This window comes from Mesotoga sp. UBA5847 (assembly GCF_002432735.1).
GTDB lineage: Bacteria > Thermotogota > Thermotogae > Petrotogales > Kosmotogaceae > Mesotoga.
On sequence record NZ_DJGL01000008.1, the window covers coordinates 6,115 to 23,141 of the forward strand.

17 protein-coding genes and 2 pseudogenes are annotated in these 17,027 nt (G+C 44.5%); 9 read left to right on the forward strand and 10 right to left on the reverse strand.

What is annotated here, in order from left to right:
• The 4 genes from B3K91_RS00505 to B3K91_RS00520 form a co-directional block, all read right to left on the reverse strand.
• The coding region (locus B3K91_RS00505) for a bifunctional diguanylate cyclase/phosphodiesterase (RefSeq protein ID WP_292593821.1) at positions 1 to 1,757 on the reverse strand (1,757 nt) is incomplete at its 3' end.
• A 59-nt stretch (positions 1,758 to 1,816) separates the two neighbouring features.
• Positions 1,817 to 2,497: a protease inhibitor I42 family protein gene (locus tag B3K91_RS00510; protein ID WP_292590618.1), complete on the reverse strand. Its 681-nt coding sequence runs from the start codon at positions 2,495 to 2,497 to the stop codon at positions 1,817 to 1,819.
• Between the two features lie 13 nt (positions 2,498 to 2,510).
• Positions 2,511 to 3,761 carry a M24 family metallopeptidase gene (locus tag B3K91_RS00515; protein WP_214060826.1) on the reverse strand — a complete coding sequence of 417 codons (1,251 nt, stop codon included), beginning with the start codon at positions 3,759 to 3,761 and terminating at the stop codon, positions 2,511 to 2,513.
• Complete coding sequence (locus tag B3K91_RS00520; RefSeq protein ID WP_099829884.1) at positions 3,754 to 3,981, reverse strand: hypothetical protein; 228 nt, start codon at positions 3,979 to 3,981, stop codon at positions 3,754 to 3,756. Before B3K91_RS00520 ends, B3K91_RS00515 begins: the two co-directional genes overlap by 8 nt.
• A 119-nt stretch (positions 3,982 to 4,100) precedes the next feature.
• Here B3K91_RS00520 and B3K91_RS00525 point away from each other — a divergent pair, with 119 nt between their 5' ends.
• The 7 genes and pseudogenes from B3K91_RS00525 (at position 4,101) to B3K91_RS00555 (ending at position 12,154) form a co-directional block, all read left to right on the forward strand.
• Positions 4,101 to 4,460, forward strand: a complete 360-nt coding sequence (locus B3K91_RS00525) for a hypothetical protein (protein WP_214060825.1) — start codon at positions 4,101 to 4,103, stop codon at positions 4,458 to 4,460.
• A gap of 156 nt (positions 4,461 to 4,616) precedes the next feature.
• Positions 4,617 to 4,847: pseudogene (locus B3K91_RS00530) on the forward strand (GNAT family N-acetyltransferase); the annotation flags it as partial.
• A gap of 76 nt (positions 4,848 to 4,923) precedes the next feature.
• Positions 4,924 to 6,123 carry a threonine synthase gene (locus tag B3K91_RS00535; RefSeq protein WP_292590617.1) on the forward strand — a complete coding sequence of 400 codons (1,200 nt, stop codon included), beginning with the start codon at positions 4,924 to 4,926 and terminating at the stop codon, positions 6,121 to 6,123.
• Positions 6,124 to 6,364: 241 nt separating this feature from the next.
• Complete coding sequence (gene dnaK / locus B3K91_RS00540; protein ID WP_214060822.1) at positions 6,365 to 8,209, forward strand: molecular chaperone DnaK; 1,845 nt, start codon at positions 6,365 to 6,367, stop codon at positions 8,207 to 8,209.
• Between the two features lie 37 nt (positions 8,210 to 8,246).
• Positions 8,247 to 8,696 carry an Hsp20/alpha crystallin family protein gene (locus tag B3K91_RS00545; protein WP_099829875.1) on the forward strand — a complete coding sequence of 150 codons (450 nt, stop codon included), beginning with the start codon at positions 8,247 to 8,249 and terminating at the stop codon, positions 8,694 to 8,696.
• A 56-nt stretch (positions 8,697 to 8,752) separates the two neighbouring features.
• Positions 8,753 to 11,140, forward strand: coding sequence for an ATP-dependent Clp protease ATP-binding subunit (locus B3K91_RS00550; RefSeq protein WP_292593824.1), 2,388 nt, complete (start codon positions 8,753 to 8,755; stop codon positions 11,138 to 11,140).
• A gap of 60 nt (positions 11,141 to 11,200) precedes the next feature.
• Entirely contained in the window at positions 11,201 to 12,154 is a 954-nt protein-coding gene (locus tag B3K91_RS00555; protein WP_214060821.1) for a 2-hydroxyacid dehydrogenase, read from the forward strand.
• On the opposite strand, the gene B3K91_RS00560 is transcribed toward B3K91_RS00555, so the two are convergent.
• Positions 12,155 to 12,589, reverse strand: coding sequence for a hypothetical protein (locus B3K91_RS00560; protein ID WP_214060820.1), 435 nt, complete (start codon positions 12,587 to 12,589; stop codon positions 12,155 to 12,157). It lies immediately after the preceding gene.
• 72 nt (positions 12,590 to 12,661) lie between these two features.
• On the opposite strand from B3K91_RS00560, the gene B3K91_RS00565 reads away from it, so the two are divergent.
• Entirely contained in the window at positions 12,662 to 12,787 is a 126-nt protein-coding gene (locus tag B3K91_RS00565) for a desulfoferrodoxin FeS4 iron-binding domain-containing protein (RefSeq protein ID WP_099829869.1), read from the forward strand.
• 26 nt (positions 12,788 to 12,813) lie between these two features.
• Here B3K91_RS00565 and B3K91_RS00570 read toward each other — a convergent pair whose 3' ends face one another.
• Together B3K91_RS00570 and B3K91_RS00575 are read right to left on the reverse strand one after the other, a co-directional pair.
• Positions 12,814 to 12,966 carry a hypothetical protein gene (locus tag B3K91_RS00570; protein WP_214060819.1) on the reverse strand — a complete coding sequence of 51 codons (153 nt, stop codon included), beginning with the start codon at positions 12,964 to 12,966 and terminating at the stop codon, positions 12,814 to 12,816.
• A gap of 64 nt (positions 12,967 to 13,030) precedes the next feature.
• On the reverse strand, positions 13,031 to 13,336 hold the full coding sequence (locus tag B3K91_RS00575) for a hypothetical protein (RefSeq protein ID WP_214060818.1): 306 nt from the start codon (positions 13,334 to 13,336) through the stop codon (positions 13,031 to 13,033).
• A gap of 279 nt (positions 13,337 to 13,615) precedes the next feature.
• Here B3K91_RS00575 and xpt point away from each other — a divergent pair, with 279 nt between their 5' ends.
• Positions 13,616 to 14,221 carry a xanthine phosphoribosyltransferase gene (gene xpt, locus B3K91_RS00580; protein WP_214060817.1) on the forward strand — a complete coding sequence of 202 codons (606 nt, stop codon included), beginning with the start codon at positions 13,616 to 13,618 and terminating at the stop codon, positions 14,219 to 14,221.
• On the opposite strand, the gene B3K91_RS00585 is transcribed toward xpt, so the two are convergent.
• The 3 genes and pseudogenes from B3K91_RS00585 to B3K91_RS13640 form a co-directional block, all read right to left on the reverse strand.
• Complete coding sequence (locus B3K91_RS00585; RefSeq protein ID WP_214060816.1) at positions 14,218 to 14,913, reverse strand: hypothetical protein; 696 nt, start codon at positions 14,911 to 14,913, stop codon at positions 14,218 to 14,220. The genes xpt and B3K91_RS00585 overlap by 4 nt on opposite strands.
• Positions 14,910 to 16,607: a DUF4910 domain-containing protein gene (locus B3K91_RS00590; protein WP_214060815.1), complete on the reverse strand. Its 1,698-nt coding sequence runs from the start codon at positions 16,605 to 16,607 to the stop codon at positions 14,910 to 14,912. The genes B3K91_RS00585 and B3K91_RS00590 overlap by 4 nt, the downstream gene beginning before the upstream one ends.
• 3 nt (positions 16,608 to 16,610) lie before the next feature.
• Positions 16,611 to 17,023, reverse strand: a pseudogene (locus tag B3K91_RS13640) (SDR family oxidoreductase).
• Positions 17,024 to 17,027 lie beyond the last annotated feature (4 nt).

Below are 17,027 nucleotides of genomic sequence, written 5' to 3' on the forward strand. Positions count from 1 at the left end.
GTTGCTTTCTTTATTTCTCTAGACAGGCTCTCTTTTTTCTTGTACATCTTTTCATCGGCAACAATCAGCAATTCTCTTATTGTCTTGCCGTTTTCCGGATATACTGCTATACCCACACTGGCAGTTAGCTTTACACGTCTTCCGTTTACAGAAAAGGGCTCATCAAAGGCTTCATGCACTTTTGCTTCAGCCTTTATGGCCCCTTCTGTTCCCGTTGAAGGCAGAATGTACACGAATTCATCGCCACCCATTCTTGCAGTTGAGTCACTTCTACGGCAGATCGAACTTAGACGTTTCCCAATGCTTTTAAGAAGCGCGTCACCGAAGTCATGGCCAAGAGTATCGTTAACTCCTTTGAAGTCATTGAGATCGAGATACAGGATAGCCATTTCTTCCCCATTCCTTTTTGAGAGCTCTATTTGCCTCATTGCACAGTCAAAGAAGGCTCTGCGATTCGGAAGGCCTGTTAGGTAATCTTCCATTGATAGTCTTTCCATTAGCTCCCTTTGCCTTCTGAGTTCATTGACAGTCTGAATTCTCAATAGAAGAACCGAGATCGCCTTTCCAAAACTCATTGCAGTTCTAATTAACTCCTCGTCGTCAAAAGCAGTCGGCGAATTAAAACTGTCGAGGTTGAAATACATTTTCACTTCGTCATCGATCTTTATCGGGATAGATAGAGTACTCATTATTTCTCGCAGCCTTCCTCCATTAATAATCCTTTTGAGCCGTTCATTTTCCATTCGGTAGTCAACACTGTAGTCCTTTATAACAACTACCTCATCACTTCCTTTCTGGATTAGTTCTTCTGTACTGAAGGAAACTGACTTCAATTCTTCAAAGTCATAGTTGTATGTTGCAACAAAGTGAAAACGTCCGTCATCTTGCTTGAGAAGAAAGGCAGCTGCATCTGCTCTTGGAAAGGCTTTCACACACTTCATAAGAAAGTACTCGTAGGTCTCTTCGTAGAAATCGCTTCCAAGCACCTCTGTGATTAACTCATTAAGAACTCTTTGGAACTTGCTTTGCTCACTCAGAGCGGACTCAATTTTTCTAAGATGAGTAACGTCCTTAAAGGTAAGAACAATCGAATCAGGATCCTCCTTTGAATCTCTTCCTATCACTAGATTGATTTCCGCATTTAATCTAGACGTATCGGAAGTGATCAATTCACCTGAAAACGAAGCTGTGTTTTGACCGGCAAACAGAGATTTTTTCGCTTCTTTGTAAGCTTTCACACTTCTCTCAGAGAAAAAACCGAAAAAAGCCCGGTTCATTAGATCTTCTTCCTTGTATCCCAATAGAGCACATGCGGTTCTATTAGTAAGCAGAATCCTATCTGATAGATCGAGAATAAGTATTCCATCAAGCGAATTGTTTACAACGGCGGTGAATTCGGAGATTCTCTTCTTACGCTCCCTTAAGTGATAGATAACGTTAACTAGAAGGATTGGGAAGCCCGCAGCCAGCAGTCCCAATGAAATGAATTCGTAGGCTGCCATCCCGGTTAGTGCTTCAACTAGATCGAAATACGTTGACAACGATAACAGGATAAGGCCGATAGGAATCCCCCGATGAAGCTCCTTGCTTCCAAGAAGGTAGGCTGCGACAAGTAAAGCTCCGATTACAACCATCTCACTCAATATCGCCAGTAACTTAACCGGTTCAATCGAATGCAGGGAAAAGACAATTACAGATATGACAAGAATCGCCGCTGAAGTAAGATACACCTGCAGCTTGCTTCCCGAAATGTTCAATTCGCTATCACCTCAGTAGCATTATACATTCATTAAATAACCCTATCAGTCAAGAAAGCTCAATTCTGCTGCACGGCGATATTATACGCTTCAAAGTCTATCGAAGACTTCACACCTTCCCACTCACGGAAGTATCGAAAAACGATCGAGGTGTTACCCTCATCAACCGCCTGGAAGGTCCAGGTGACTCTCGAGGGAGCCCCGACCTTTCCGCTAGTGTCTGTCACTACATCTTTTGCAACTTCCCTAACTCCATCTCCGAGTATCTCATAATGCCATGTGTACCCTGTGCTCGCATTCTCTTCTAGAGTGATGGTGAAGGTTGAGCCGATATTCACTTCGTTCATGAGAAGCTTCAGATCAACTTGCCCTTTTCCTTCTCCAGAGACATCGACGGTTAACGCCCTGAAGTCTACCGATTGCTTTTCTCCTTCCCACTCTCTGAAGAGTTTTAGCGTGATCAGCGTCTTTCCTTCCTTTGCCGCGGTCATTATCCAACCTTTTACAGAAGGAGCCCCGGGCATAAAACTCGGTGCGTTATGCTCTTCAAGAAAGTTTCTAAGAACACCTGACGGTTCCGCGAAAACATGCCAGAGATAACCCGTTGACGGGTTTTCCTGGATCTCAAGAACGGCCAGTTGAGATACCATCATTGTGTTTGAAGACTTCACCAGCTCATTCGACAACCCCAGCACAGTCGTCAAAGCAACAATACAGATAATAACAAGAATTCTTTTCACGAATTCTCACCTCCTATAAAATGAATAGTTCTTCCTGCCTTCCATCTAGATAGTCGATCTTGTTGTTCCTGAAAGCGACCGTTTCTTCAAGGAATCCGTAGACCGGTTGGTCATCCCAAGAGTGCAAAGGAGACCGGCAGTTCAGCTCCATAGCAAAACAAGTCGAATTCCTGATCTTGAGATCTCCTGTACCCGGGATCTTCTCCTGATTATTCCATAGACCGATGATCGGTCCGGCCCCATGGCCGTGATACCCTACAGGGTGAGAGTAGATTGTCGCGTCCAAACCCCTTTCCTTTGCATCTCTTAAGGAGATGCTTAGCAACTCGTTTCCGCTTATACCTTCTATGAAATTCCGTGCCAGAATATCCTGAACTTCGTTTGTCTTCCTTATCACATCATCTAGCCCTTCCGGCAGATCGTTCTCTTCATCGCTCTTCAGATAAAACATCTGCTGGGTATCCGTCGCGAGACCACTGTACATAAAACCGAAGTCACAGTGAAGGAGATCTCCCCCCTCAATCACTCCGGTCTTTCTGGGATCTTCTGCGCCACGCCTTTGAAGGTCTACGTCCGGGCCAAACCAGGTTCTCAAACCGAGATTCGATGCGAGTTTTTTCAGTCGCATTTCGACATCTCTGGTAGTTGTAACCCCCGGAATGATATTCTCTCTAGAGAAGGCGTTACCAATGATTGTGTGTGCAATCCTGTCAAGCTTTCTGTAGACTTCAATCTCCCTATCACTCCTTGTTTGCAACCAATTTACCGCGATTCTCTCGGCGCTCACGAGATGTATATGATCGTCAAACTTCTGTCTTAGAGACTCGAAAAGCGAATGAGTAATTCCATCGGCCAACGCGAAATCCTCTGAAAAGTTCAGACCGAGTGTTCTTATCTTCAAATCTCTCAGAAGCTTAGCCATTGATTTGAAGACATCTCCTTCCTCAATTGTCCAAGCGCATTGATAGAACTCCTCCATTCGACTTCCGTAAGGAGACAGCACGAATCTCTCTTCCTTCGTGAACAGGAACGCGGTTACTCTGCTTGCCCCATGGAACGAACCGGGAAGGAGTGTCTTGATTATCGGGTCTTCATTGTTCTCCCTTCCTATTACCATCCAGGCATCAAATTCCTCTTCTTCGAGAAGTCCCGGCAAAACACTGTTCAATCTATATTGCAGGATTTCGTTGTACTCAACAATCCGTTGTTCTTCCGAGGGCATATTCTCGCTAATCTCTTTATATTGATCTGCAGAACTATTCATCAATATCTCCATCATCTTTGCCTATCGGGATATCTATCTCTGAGTTCTTAAGAAGCTTTTTGAGAAACTCATCATTCTCCTTTAGAAAACTCTCTTCAGTAACTAGACGGATGCCCATTGGTCCTTTGCTTCTTATCCTCAGTTTCTTGTGTGCGCTTTTCTGTCGGCTAATGAGTTTGTAAGTAATACCGTTGACTTCGACAAATCCCTTGACCTCCAATATATCACCTCCTGAGATAATCTATCATTTATGATTCGCAAAACAAAGAACTGTGCTCTCTTGCGTTGCAGGAAAGATACGGAGTAGAATAGAAAAGCCGTGAATGAAAGGAGAAGGAATTGCTTTTTCAGACCGAACCAGGAAGATTTCAGAGTCTTGATTACCTTTTCGGAGAGCTCGCTCAAAACCTCGCATATCTTTCGATCCTCCATCAAAACACCCGGGGAGCGGTCTACACTGATAACCCCGACGAGCCACAATTGGCTGTTGTATGGAACTGCTGTGATACTGTACTAATCGGAGGAGATATTGTCGGGGCTGCAGATTCGATACTTCTTGAGTTCTTCTCTGAAACGCTAATCCCCGAAGCAAAAGCGAGAGGGATACCTTCACTGAACGTCTATTCAGCTACTGATTTTTTTGAGAGACTTGGAGATCTTCTTGGGTTAATGAATCCCAGAAAAAAGATAAAAAGATAGCTCTTTCAGTTGCGTCAACTAGACACTCGAGATGTATCAGGTTTCATGATGGATCATTTCCTACAGAGGATTACGGAAAGAACGTTTGAGACAGGACTGGTCAACTCCCTCGCTGTTGAGGGATGGATATATTCATTCTAAGAAGATCTCGATTCCTTCATTGATAAGAGCGATGGCTACATGATAGTCAGGGATGGTGTAATACTAAGCTGGTGCATAGGTGTTTACAGATCCGATGATAGAGTTGAAGTTGGTTTGGAGATGGTCGCAGAGTATAGGAAGAGGGGATTTGGTTTGGCCGTATCACGGGCATACACAAATGAATTCCTGTCCAGGGGGCTGATAATTGACTGGCTCTGCAACTACGAAAACTTGCCATCAATTTGAATTGCTAAGGATCTTAGATTCGAAGAAAAGGCAGAGGATTCAGTCTATGAAATAAGGCTCTGAAAGAGGTGATATGATGAAACATTCGAGACTAATCTGCACTGCTTGCGGAAAAGAGTATTCTCAAGAATACTTCCGCTGCACGTGCGGAGAACCATTGGAAATCGTAATCGAAAACCAGAAGCTCATTAAGCTTCAATTCAGAAGATCAGAAATGTTGGAGAGCTTTTCTCATCTTTTACCAGAACTGAAGGATAACAACTTTCTTTCGATGGGAGAAGGATTGACCCCACTAACAAGACTGGAGAATACCACTCTTGATGGACTGGAACTGTTCGTTAAGAACGAGTCGATAAACCCCACCTGGTCATTTAAGGATCGGGGAAGCTATCTGGCAACGCTTGACGCTATAAATCAAGGATACAGACAAATCGGCACAGTCTCTACGGGCAACATGGGGGCTTCCGTCGCCGCCTATGGAAAGAGAGCAAATCTGAGAACAACGATCCTGATTTCAGATTCCATTCCAGAAGAGAAAATAGCTCCAATCGCAATATATGGACCAAGAGTCCTCAAGGTTACAGGAGACTACGGTGACTTGTACCACAAGTCTGTAGAAATTGGCGCGAAAGCCGGGATTTACATGGCAAATTCAGATGTTCCAATGAGGGTTGAAGGCTCGAAGACGATTGCGTTCGAGATATTTCTTCAGTTAGGTGAAAAGGTTCCTGACTTTATTGTTGTTCCAACAAGTTCTGGAGGCAATTTGAGGGGCATCGAAAAAGGCTTTCGCGAACTAAAGAAATTTGGATTCTCGAATACCCTCCCGAGAATTGTTGTAGCGCAGGCGATGGGATGCTGCCCCATACATCTGGCCTTTTCACAAGGGGCTGAAACTGTCTCGCGATTTATTGATCCTTGTACTGTCGCTCACGCTATCGAGAATCCTTTCCCTCCAAGCGGGAACGCAGTACTGAAGATTTTGAGAGAAACTGATGGAATAACTGTCGCAGTAGATGAAGCGAGTATCCTTAAAGCTCAAAGAGATCTGGCTGAAAAGGGGCTCTTCGCCCAACCAGCCAGCGCTGTGCCTTTGGCAGCTTTGAACAAACTGCAAAAAGAAGTGAATATGAAGAGAGCTGTTGTTGTTGCAGTTCTCACAGGGTCAGGGCTGAAGTACCCCACAATTCTTGAGAAGCATCCTTCGAAGATAGAAATAACTGATCTTATCTCTCTTGGAGAAACCCTAGAACGGAATCCTAACTGTATCCAGTAAGGAGATCGGCAAGCAACCGGCTTTGTCCCGGACAGAGTTCAATCAAAAAATCAGTAATTATTGTCAGTCTTATACTAAGAACGCTATACGATTTCATTATGTAATTATTTACGTCCCTATTACCCTCTCTAGAAAAGACTTATATTCTGTCTTAATTATGATTATCTCTTCTTGACAGGTGCACTCCACTTACCTATAATAGATTTGTAGATGTTGAGTTGGTGGCAAGGAGGGAAATCAGATGGCAAATAAGGAATACACAGTTGGTATTGACCTTGGAACTACAAATTCAGTTATTTCGTGGGTGAAGCCGGACGGTAACGTTGAGGTCATTCCCAATGCTGAGGGGAATCGAACCACCCCATCGATAGTTTCTTTCAGCAAAACGGGAGAGATCATTGTCGGCGAACCCGCCAAGAGACAAACGATACTAAATGCAGACAGAACAGTAAGATCTGTGAAGCGAAAAATGGGTTCCGACTACAAGGTGAAGATTGATGATAAGGAATACACGCCTCAGGAGATAAGCGCTTACATTCTGAAGAAGATGAAGGCCGACGCCGAGGCTTACCTCGGAGGAAAGATAACACAGGCGGTAATTACTTGTCCCGCATACTTCAACGATGCTCAGAGGCAGGCCACAAAAGAGGCTGGTATTATTGCTGGACTGGAAGTCCAGAGGATCATTAACGAACCAACAGCAGCTGCCGTAGCTTACGGAATCGACAAGAAACGCGGCGATAAGAAGATCATAGTATATGATTTGGGTGGAGGAACCTTCGACGTCTCCGTATTGGATATAGGTGACGGTGTAGTTGAAGTCTTGTCAACGTCGGGCAACAACCACCTCGGTGGAGATGACTTCGACCAGAGGTTGATTGACCATATAGCAGAAGACTTCAGAAAGAAGAACAACGTTGATCTTCGAAAAGACAAACAGGCGTTCCAGAGGCTTAAGGATGCCGCAGAAAGAGCAAAGATAGAGCTTTCTTCAAAGTTTGAAACGGAGATTTCTTTGCCTTTCATAACTGCAACTGCCGATGGACCATTGCATCTTGAAATGAAGATAACTAGATCGACACTAGAATCTCTGATAAAGGATCTTGTGGAAGGCACCAGAGAGCAGATAGAGAGAGCAATGAGCGATGCAAAACTCTCTCCGAAAGAGATAGATGAAGTGCTTCTTGTAGGAGGTTCAACAAGGATTCCAATGGTTCAAAGTTTCATCAAATCGATCTTCGGCAAAGACCCGAACAAGAACATAAATCCAGATGAGGCCGTTGCTATCGGAGCAGCTCTGCAAAGCGGAATACTGTCCGGCAGTGTAGAAAGTGATCTTGTGCTCGTAGATGTCACTCCTTTGACTTTAGGAGTAGAAGTAATGGGCGGTTTGATGGAACCGATCATCGAGAGAAACTCTACCGTTCCAGTCAAGAGATCGAAGGTTTTCACTACAGCGGCCGACGGGCAGACGGAAGTGGAGGTAGCGGTCTACCAGGGAGAAAGAACTATGGCAAGAGACAACATGTCTCTTGGAAGCTTCAAGCTTACCGGAATTGCTCCCGCTCCTAGAGGAGTTCCTCAGATTGAAGTGACTTTCGATATTGACAGCGATGGAATAGTTCACGTCTCCGCAAAAGACCTGGGAACCAATAGAGAACAATCCATGGTGGTAAGTGGAAGACAGAAGATGTCAGAAGAAGAAATAAAGAGAGTGGTAGAGGAAGCAAAGAAATACGAAGAACAGGACAAACAAAAGAAACAGGAAATTGAGTTGAAGAATCAAGCCGATCAGCTTGCATATAGTATAGACAAACTCCTTAGTGAGAGCGGCGACAAGATATCCTCTGAGGACCGAGGCAAGCTCGAAGGCCTCGTGAAGGACCTGAGGGACGCGATCAACGAAGACAACATTCAGAGAATAAAGCTGTTATTTGATCAGCTTCAGAAGGAAAGTATGAGAGTTGGACAGAGTGTTTACCAGAAAGCCCAGGCTCAAACTCCTGCAGACGGAGTCACACAAGAAGGTGAAAATAATGATAGTGACAGTGGTACCGAGTATATACCGCCGGAAGACAGTAAATAGCAGAAATCATAGAGATCCTAAGAATGGAGGTGTTAATATGTTGGCTATCAGAAGAGGAAGTGATGTTTTCAGACCTTTCGAGGAGATTCAAAGAGAGATGGACAGACTCTTTAATGAAGCCTTCAGAGGCCTGAATGATCAGTCGAAAGAAGCTGGGATGTTCAGTCCGGAAGTTGACATCTACGAAAAGGATAACTCAGTTTTTATCGAAATGGACATCCCTGGAATCAAGAAGGATGAACTCGAAATCAAGGTAGAAGATGATGTTCTCTCAATCAAAGGCGAGAAGAAGCTTGAAAGAGAGGAAAAAGAAAGAGACTACCATCGCTACGAGAGATATAGCGGAGCGTTCCAGAGAATATTCAGGCTTCCTGAGTACGTTAAGAGTGATGATGTCAAGGCGAAATACGAAGACGGTGTCCTAAAACTCGAGCTTCCCAAAAAAGAAGAAGTCAAGAAAGAAGCTATCCAAGTAAAGATCGATTAACGTTAGAGAAAAACTAAGGGGGCGCTTTCGGGCGCCCTTTTTTTGGAGGTGCAGTGATGATCAACTATGAAGAATACACCGAAAAGGCGAAGAAGATTCTTCTGGATGTCCAGGATATCCTAACCAGATACAGGCAGAATCAACTCGCATCGGAACATATACTTCTTTCCATGCTCGAGGACGGGGATAATATTGCCATCGAGATACTGAACGGGAAGAACATCAGCATAGATTCTCTGAAGAAAGATGTTGAAGAAGTCATCGGCCGTTATGGAAGTAGCCGAGAGTCAACAAACCAGATATATATCACTCCGGAGGCCAGGCACATCCTCGAGAATGCCCGAAGTGAAGCGAGAAGAATGCATGATTCGAAAACTGGAACCGAACATATACTTCTGGCGATGGTACGGGAGACCTCTGCTGTTGCAAGCAGACTCCTGTCCAAATACGGGATCAATCTCGATAATATATACACATTGATTCTCAAGGGCCGAACAAAAAGCGGCGCAGAAGAGGATGAGAATCTTTCTTCCTTGAAGAAGTTCACAATCGATCTTACTCAGCTTGCAAAGGAAGGCAAGCTTATGCCAGTTATTGGTAGAGAAGATGAAGTCAGAAGGGTAATACAGATTGTTGGAAGGAAAACCAAGAACAATCCCGCGCTCGTCGGAGAACCGGGAGTTGGAAAAACCGCAATTGTAGAAGGTTTGGCTCAACGTATTGTGAGTGGCGATGTCCCCGAATACTTGAATAACAAGAGCGTCCTGGCTCTGGATATGGGTAGACTGGTCGCCGGAACGAAATTCAGAGGAGAATTCGAAGAGAGAATGAAGGACATCATCGATTCAGTGAGAAAACTCTCTGGTGAAGTAATCCTGTTCATAGATGAGATACATAGCGTAGTAGGAGCTGGCTCAGCCGAGGGATCTATGGATGCTGCAAATCTCTTGAAGCCAGCTCTTGCCAGAGGCGAACTACAATGCATCGGTGCAACAACTCTTGATGAATACAGAAAGTACATCGAGAAAGACAGAGCCCTCGAAAGACGTTTTCAGCCTGTGATGGTCGATCAGCCGACCCCTGAGGAAACCTATAGAATTCTTGAGGGACTGAAATCTACTTACGAGAAGCACCACGAGATAAAAATCGAAGATGATGCTTTAAAAACAGCCGTCGACCTTAGCGTGAAGTACATAACTGACCGTTATCTTCCAGACAAAGCAATAGATCTTGTTGACGAAGCGGCTTCATTTGTGAGACTTCAAACGGGTTACATGCCGGAAAGACTAAGACTTCTTGACCGTCAGCTCAAGGACCTCGACTCTCAGATAACCTCACTTGCAGAAAAGGGAGAGTATCAGGCTGCTGCAGAGTTGAAAACGGAGGCCGAGAGAAAAAGCAGAGAATTTCGCGAAGAGAAAAAGAAATGGGAGTCAGATGAGTCATTTGGAAAGGCCGTAACACCAACTGTGGTAGCTTCTGTAGTTGAACAGTGGACGGGAATTCCGGCTGGAAAGATGCTTCAATCCGAGCGCGAAAAGCTTCGCGACCTAGAGTCAATAATCCATGAAAGGTTCATGGATCAGGAAGAAGCAGTGAACGTCGTCTCTCAAACAATCAGACGAGCCAGAGCAGGCCTCAATGCTCCTCATAGGCCATGGGGTTCTTTCATGTTCCTGGGTCCAACCGGAGTAGGAAAGACGGAACTTGCAAAGGCACTTGCCTTCATCCTATTCGGTAGCGAAGATGCTATCGTCAGGATTGACATGTCCGAATACATGGAAAAGCATACTGTTTCCAGACTTATAGGCGCTCCTCCCGGCTATGTAGGCTACGAAGAAGGTGGTCAACTAACTGAAGCGGTAAGAAGGAGACCTTATTCTGTTGTGCTTCTTGATGAGGTTGAGAAGGCTCACAAGGAAGTTCACAACGTGCTGCTACAGATAATGGATGACGGTCGGCTAACAGACGGAAAGGGAAAGACCGTCTCATTCTCGAATACGATCTTAATCATGACAAGTAACTTGGCCTCTAAGGAACTAACTGAAATGAGTGATGAGAACCAAATGAAATCAGTTGTGGGGGAGATCTTACGAAGAGCTTTCAGACCCGAATTCATTAACAGATTGGACTCAATAGTGCTATTCAGACCACTAGACGAAAAAGCTATGGAAGGCATAGTCAAGATGAGGATAGCAGAAATGCAGAAAAGACTCGCTGAACAGAAGATTTCTGTTGAGATCAGCAAGGAAGCACTTGGGTATCTAGCAAAAGAAGGTTATGACAGAGAATACGGTGCTAGGCCAGTTCGAAGGTTGATTGAGAAATCTGTGGAAGGACCGATTGCCGATATGATAATCGATGGATCTCTGGTTGAAGGAATGAAAGTGATAATTGATTTGAGAGCCTCTGAAGTTATCATAAGACCGGAAAAAGCATTGTAAGTGAACTTATCGGCTTTTGAGAATAACTAATAATGATATCATCTTCTTAGGAGGTGCTTAATGGACAAAGTCTTCTTCACTTACAAGATCCCCGATGAAGGTATGCTTCTTCTGAAAGGCTATGATATCTATGGAAACACTGAAGACAGATTTCTTAAGAAAGAAGAGATAATTCGTGAAGGCAAAGACGCGTCAGCACTGATAACTCTTCTCTCGGACAAGATTGATTCAGAAGTCATATCTTCACTGCCAAAGTTAAAGGTTATCGCAAACTACGCAGTCGGGTACAACAACATCGATATTGAGGAGGCAAGAAAGAGAGGAGTACGAGTCACCAATACGCCGGAAGCTCTTACCGATGCCACTGCAGATTTGACAATGGCACTCATTCTGGCAACCAGCAGAAGAATCGTAGAGGGAGACAGTTTCATTAGAGAGCGCAAATTCGTTGGATGGAAGCCAGATTTGCTAACCGGCCCTTCTCTCTCCGGGAAGAATCTGGGCATAATCGGACTTGGCAGAATTGGAAAAGCTGTAGCGAAAAGGGCTAAAGCGTTCGGAATGAATGTCTTTTATTTCAACAGAAAACCACTTCTTTCTCAAGAAGAAGAGAGATTCAATGTAAGGCATATGAGTCTTGAAGAGTTACTGAAGAGTTCTGATTTTCTGTCGCTTCATGCTCCTCTAACTAAGGAAACCTATCACTTGCTGAACGAGAAGAGGCTCTCATTGATGAAGCCAGGAGCCATTCTAGTTAATACTGCCAGAGGTGAGATCATCGATGAAAGCGCACTGATAAAGGCGCTTAAGACCGGAAGACTAGCCGCAGCTGGCCTAGACGTATATGAAGAAGAACCTTATGTGCCTCAAGAGTTGATAGAACTGAACAACGTGGTTCTTCTTCCCCATATTGGATCTGCCACCAGTGAAGCAAGAAAAGAGATGGCAATTATTGTAGGACGCAACGTTGCAGCCGTTCTTGAAGGAAAGGAGCCACCTAACCCTGTGGTTTGATCACTTGGTCAAGAAGTACCATATCGGACCATGATATCTGTTGCCGGCTGCATCGACTGCTACGATTTGCCAGTAATATATAGTGTTTGGAGATAGTCTGTCTACGAAGTAAGTACTTGAGTTCGTTGTCGCATAAAGCTGCGGAGTCGGGGATGTTCCAAGGTAAAGATTGTAACTGACGACATCGATAAACGGCGATGACTTAAGACTAACTCTTGCTCCGGAATCCCTGTTTGATATCCAGAGATCTAGATTGCTCAACACAACGGAGCTGTTCCTGATAACAACGTCCCAGCTCAACACCACACTACCGCCATAGACAAAGGTTCCGTCTTGCAAATAAGTGTTAAAAACAGTTTGCGGTTCCTGATACATAGCACTTGCAGCAGCGACGATAAATATCGTCATTAGAACAGCAAAGAAGACTCTTTCCATAGTCCGCACCTCCAATTCATCAGACTGTGGATCGGTCTGCAAAGTTTATTAATCAGAAGGGAGAGTGAGATCATGAAAGTAAAAAACGTTGGAGAAGTTTACAGATGCGAGATATGCGGAAACGTAGTTGAAGTGAAAGAAGCCGGCGGAGGAGAACTCGTCTGTTGCGGAGAACCGATGAAGCTTGTTCAGAAATAAGAAGAGCCCCATAAGGGGCTCTTCTCCTAAAAATACATGTCGAATCTCAAGAGGACGGGAAGAGGCCAGAGGAAAAGTGAGAACTTGAACCTATCTGTCATCTTGGTCACATCAATAAAACCTATTTCTGGAGAGAGTCTTGTTTTGAATCTATCTGTTGACTCATAGAAAGAGAACATAAATTGTCCTCTAAGGCCCATGGAAAGCATGTACCTTCTGCCAAACAAGTTGAAAGAAAGGCTTTCAATCCCAGGTTACTAAACGACGACCAATACCCGCTTCGAGACCTGAGATTTTCCCGAGCGCACCCGAATATGACAAGTCAGGTCCTGCGTAAAGTATTGTTGGAGTAAATCGAAGACTGCCGGTTTGAGAGCCACCGAAGACTTCAAGACCCAACCTGTAGTAGCCATTTACAGAGAAAATACCTGGAAGCAATGGAAAATAGACAACTGAACCTCCAATATTGTTCGCGGTGAAATAGCTCCCAAATGAAACTGACGCAACAATCATCACGATTATGAAAAGTACGATTATTCTCAGCTTCACTACACCATCTCCATAAAAGTTTTGCACTATTAATCATACATTCCGTCCACTCTTGGGAGAAATGACTTAAGCAAAATTGAAGTGATCTTTGTCTCCCTAATTCTCATAGAAGACACTCTGAACACATAGGTTTCTTTGACCTCCTTGAGGACTCTCCTTCGATTTCTTTCCGGCAAAGGTTTCATGCCAAACATACCTTACACAAAAGGAATTTCTCCTTCAAGAAACAGATACAGAAATAGTTGATTATAGTACCATAAACTTGCTGGAGGTTGATCGATGAACAAATCCAATCTTTCCAGAAAAGAGATAGTCTCCTCCCTAGAAGAAGCAGTAAAAAGTAGAGGATCTGTTATGGGAAACGGTATACTGAGAGTGGACTCCTTTCTGAATCATCAGATTGACCCTTTACTTATGAAAAGTGCTGGAGAACTGATAGCTGACTTTTTCAGAGATTACGAAGTCACAAAAGTATTGACTGCCGAGAGTTCCGGAATAGCTCCCTCTCTAATGGCTGCTTGTGAATTGGGAGCTCAGCTTGTTTTCGCACGGAAGAGGAGGCCCATTACGATGCAACATTATCTTAGCGAATCGGCTCCTTCTCATACAAAAGGGGGAGTAGTGGAACTAAATGTTTCCCTTGATTATCTTGGCAAAGAAGACAGAGTAATAATCGTTGACGACTTCTTGGCAAGCGGCAAGACTATTGAGGCTCTTGCAACGCTTACTCTAAGAACTGGTGCATCCTTAGTAGGCTTCGCGGCAGTAATAGAGAAAACTTTTGAAGAGGGGCGCTCTCTACTCGAGAAGTTCAGCGTTCCTGTACTTGGAATTGTGAGAATTTCCTCTCTCAATCCACTTTCTTTTGCTGTGAATCAACCCTAGAAATACGCGCAAAACTGAGCGCCAAGACTTACAAACGAAAGGAACAACCTGTCTCCATCGAAAGAATTGGTCAAAGACCAGTATCTCGAACCGGCTCTCACGTAATAAAACGGGCCTTCAAAGTGGAGCCCTGCATAAAAATCGATAAAGCCGTTCCCTTTGCCGAGCCCTGTTGCTACCTCTAAGGCAACGAAAACCTGATCATTCATCTTTAACTTTATATCTGCTGCCGGACCAAAACCAAAATCAGTCTTCTTGCGGCTGTATTGCTCTGAACCCGTAAGATCAATCTGCTTGAATAACAGACGTCCTTGAACTCCAAGTTGAAGAGAAAAACGATCCAGAACGGGGAGAGCATATCCGTAAGTTATTGAGAGCACATCTTGCCTAAACATTGATTCGTAAGTAATTAGTGATTCTGTTCCTGTTGCTTCGAGTGAGCTGTTCACGGAGAAGTGTATAATACTCACTTCGATCAGGTGTTCCTGGAAAAACTCATATCCTGCAGTCGGAATGAAGTACGCGCGAAAGTTGCTTCTGTCGAGAAGATCAGTTTTCCCCGAACCAGCTTGTTCAAGAAATCCATTCCAAGGCATCGCAAAACCACTTTCTGCCTTCAGTTCAAATTTCGCACAACCGAGAACTGCAAGAAGCCCCATGAAGGCGAAAAGACAGAGTCTTCTTGATATCATGATCTAAGCAACCCCTTATCTATCATCCAGCCGGTAATTACTCTGACTTTTTCAATTTCCACATCATAGTGAATGCTGGCAAGAAGCTCTACGGATTCCCTACCTCCGATCAAGGCAGCTCCCCCTACCACAAAATCCGCGATGCTGGCGAAATCTATAGCCAGCTCCTCCTTTAGCTCTTGAGGAAATGTCTTAATCCATTCTAGGCCCAGAGAACTCTCGAATGTTGGTTCTAGAGGGCTTAACGAGGGGAGATTGTCTGAATTGCTGAAAATCTTTCTGAGTGAATCTCCCTCGAAATTAGAGATGAGAAGATCATAGATATCGTCACTTCCCTCCCTTCCAGCTATTCTGTTTAGAATCTGATATAGCTCGCCAATCATCCTGCCCCTAACACTTAGAAGCACATTAGGATCAGGCTGGACAAGCTGGTCGAGAGTTTCTAAAGCTGATAACCCCACCCATTCCAGCTCCATTTCGTCCATCATGCGAGGTGTGTCGAAATCAGAGTGATAGTATCTATCTGGCAGATGGCCCATAAACGGAGAAGGAATTCCTAGAGTCGTGAATACGCAGTGATCAGATCCGGCCATAAATGGGATCTCGCCAAATCTCTTCAATGGATAACCGGAACTAGACGGCATATTCCTTTCTATGTTGTAAGCAAGAGTCCTTCCCCATCTCTGAGGAAGATATGGTGGCACTTTCGAAAGAATGAAGGTTGAACCTGTCTTATCCTGATCGGCACCAACCATATCGAGGTTTATAGTGCAAACAGGGAGACGGCTCTCATTCTTGAGTTGAAGAGCATACGGAACACTACCTAGATACTCGGGAACCAGAGCAACCTTTACGGAATACGGGAATCCGCTGTCATTAAGAACCTTTGCAATCTCTGCAGCGAGAGCCGCACCGCTCGCATTGTCATCGGCCCCAGGAGAGGGGTGACATAGATGAGCAGTCAGAAGAACCTCAGGACCTTCGTTGAAGCCTGTTGCGTCTATCTGCAGAATCTCTAATTCGCCCTCTGTAAGTCTCGTTTCGGCCCTGAATCTTACAAGTGAAGAGCTCCTTTTTACGCGTTCAGACAGAAGATCGAATTTCTCCTTCGACACAGAAAACGCAACTGTATTCCTGTTTGCGGATTCTCTATCGTGTGGAATAGTCAGAAAGTTGGTCATTTCAGGTAAACTATCCAGGCTACGGCCAATTTCCTCAAAAGCCTTCCTCATGTGGCATAAGATAAGACACCTCGCTCCACCCTCAACTACTGCGTTTTGAAAGACCTTTGCCGGATCATCATTTGCCAAAACCGCCTTTTTCGAATAGTCTCCTTTACCATCATAGATAACCAGAGGAAGCGTTTCCCAGCCTTCTGTGCTCCCACTCCCCGAGACAAGGGAAACCTTCGTGACTGCTGTCGAAGTTATGAAAACCCTTTCGGGATCTTCCAGCCACAGTTCTCCATATATCGGTTCCCATGCAAGAGTAGACAGAGTATTTCCCGTTCTCGTAACTCCGTCTGCCGGGTAACTGAATATCTTGAATCTTTCCTCCGGAAGTCCCCCACGAAGAAGGTAATCAATAACGGCATGCATTGATTTGGTGTAATCCCTGCTTCCTCTCACTCTGTGATACCCAGAAAGCATCTCAATAAGTGACTTAACTCTAGCTCCTTCGAGTCTTCGGTTCAACTTTCACCACCTCTTTTCGACATAAATCATCTTCCGTGTCATGCCGCCATCAATAATCAGATTGGCACCCGTAATGAAAGAGGTCTCATCACTTGCCAGGAAAAGGCACGCTTTCCCTATGTCCTTTGGTCTGCCTACTCTACCCACGAGATGTTTTTTATGAGCGGTCTCACTCAGACTGGAACTACTATTGGCTCCCCTGTCTGTAACGTCAATCATTCCAGGGCTGATAGCGTTTACCTTATCTTTGGTCCAAGACTAATAGCCAGTGAATGTGTAAGAGCCAGTAATCCACCTTTTGAAGCCAAGTAAGGTTCTGAGTCTTGTTCAGACATTAGTGCTCTGGTTGAGACAATGTTAACTAAACTGGGAGCTTCAGAATTCATCAGATAAGGAACACAGTACTTAGTCATCATATAA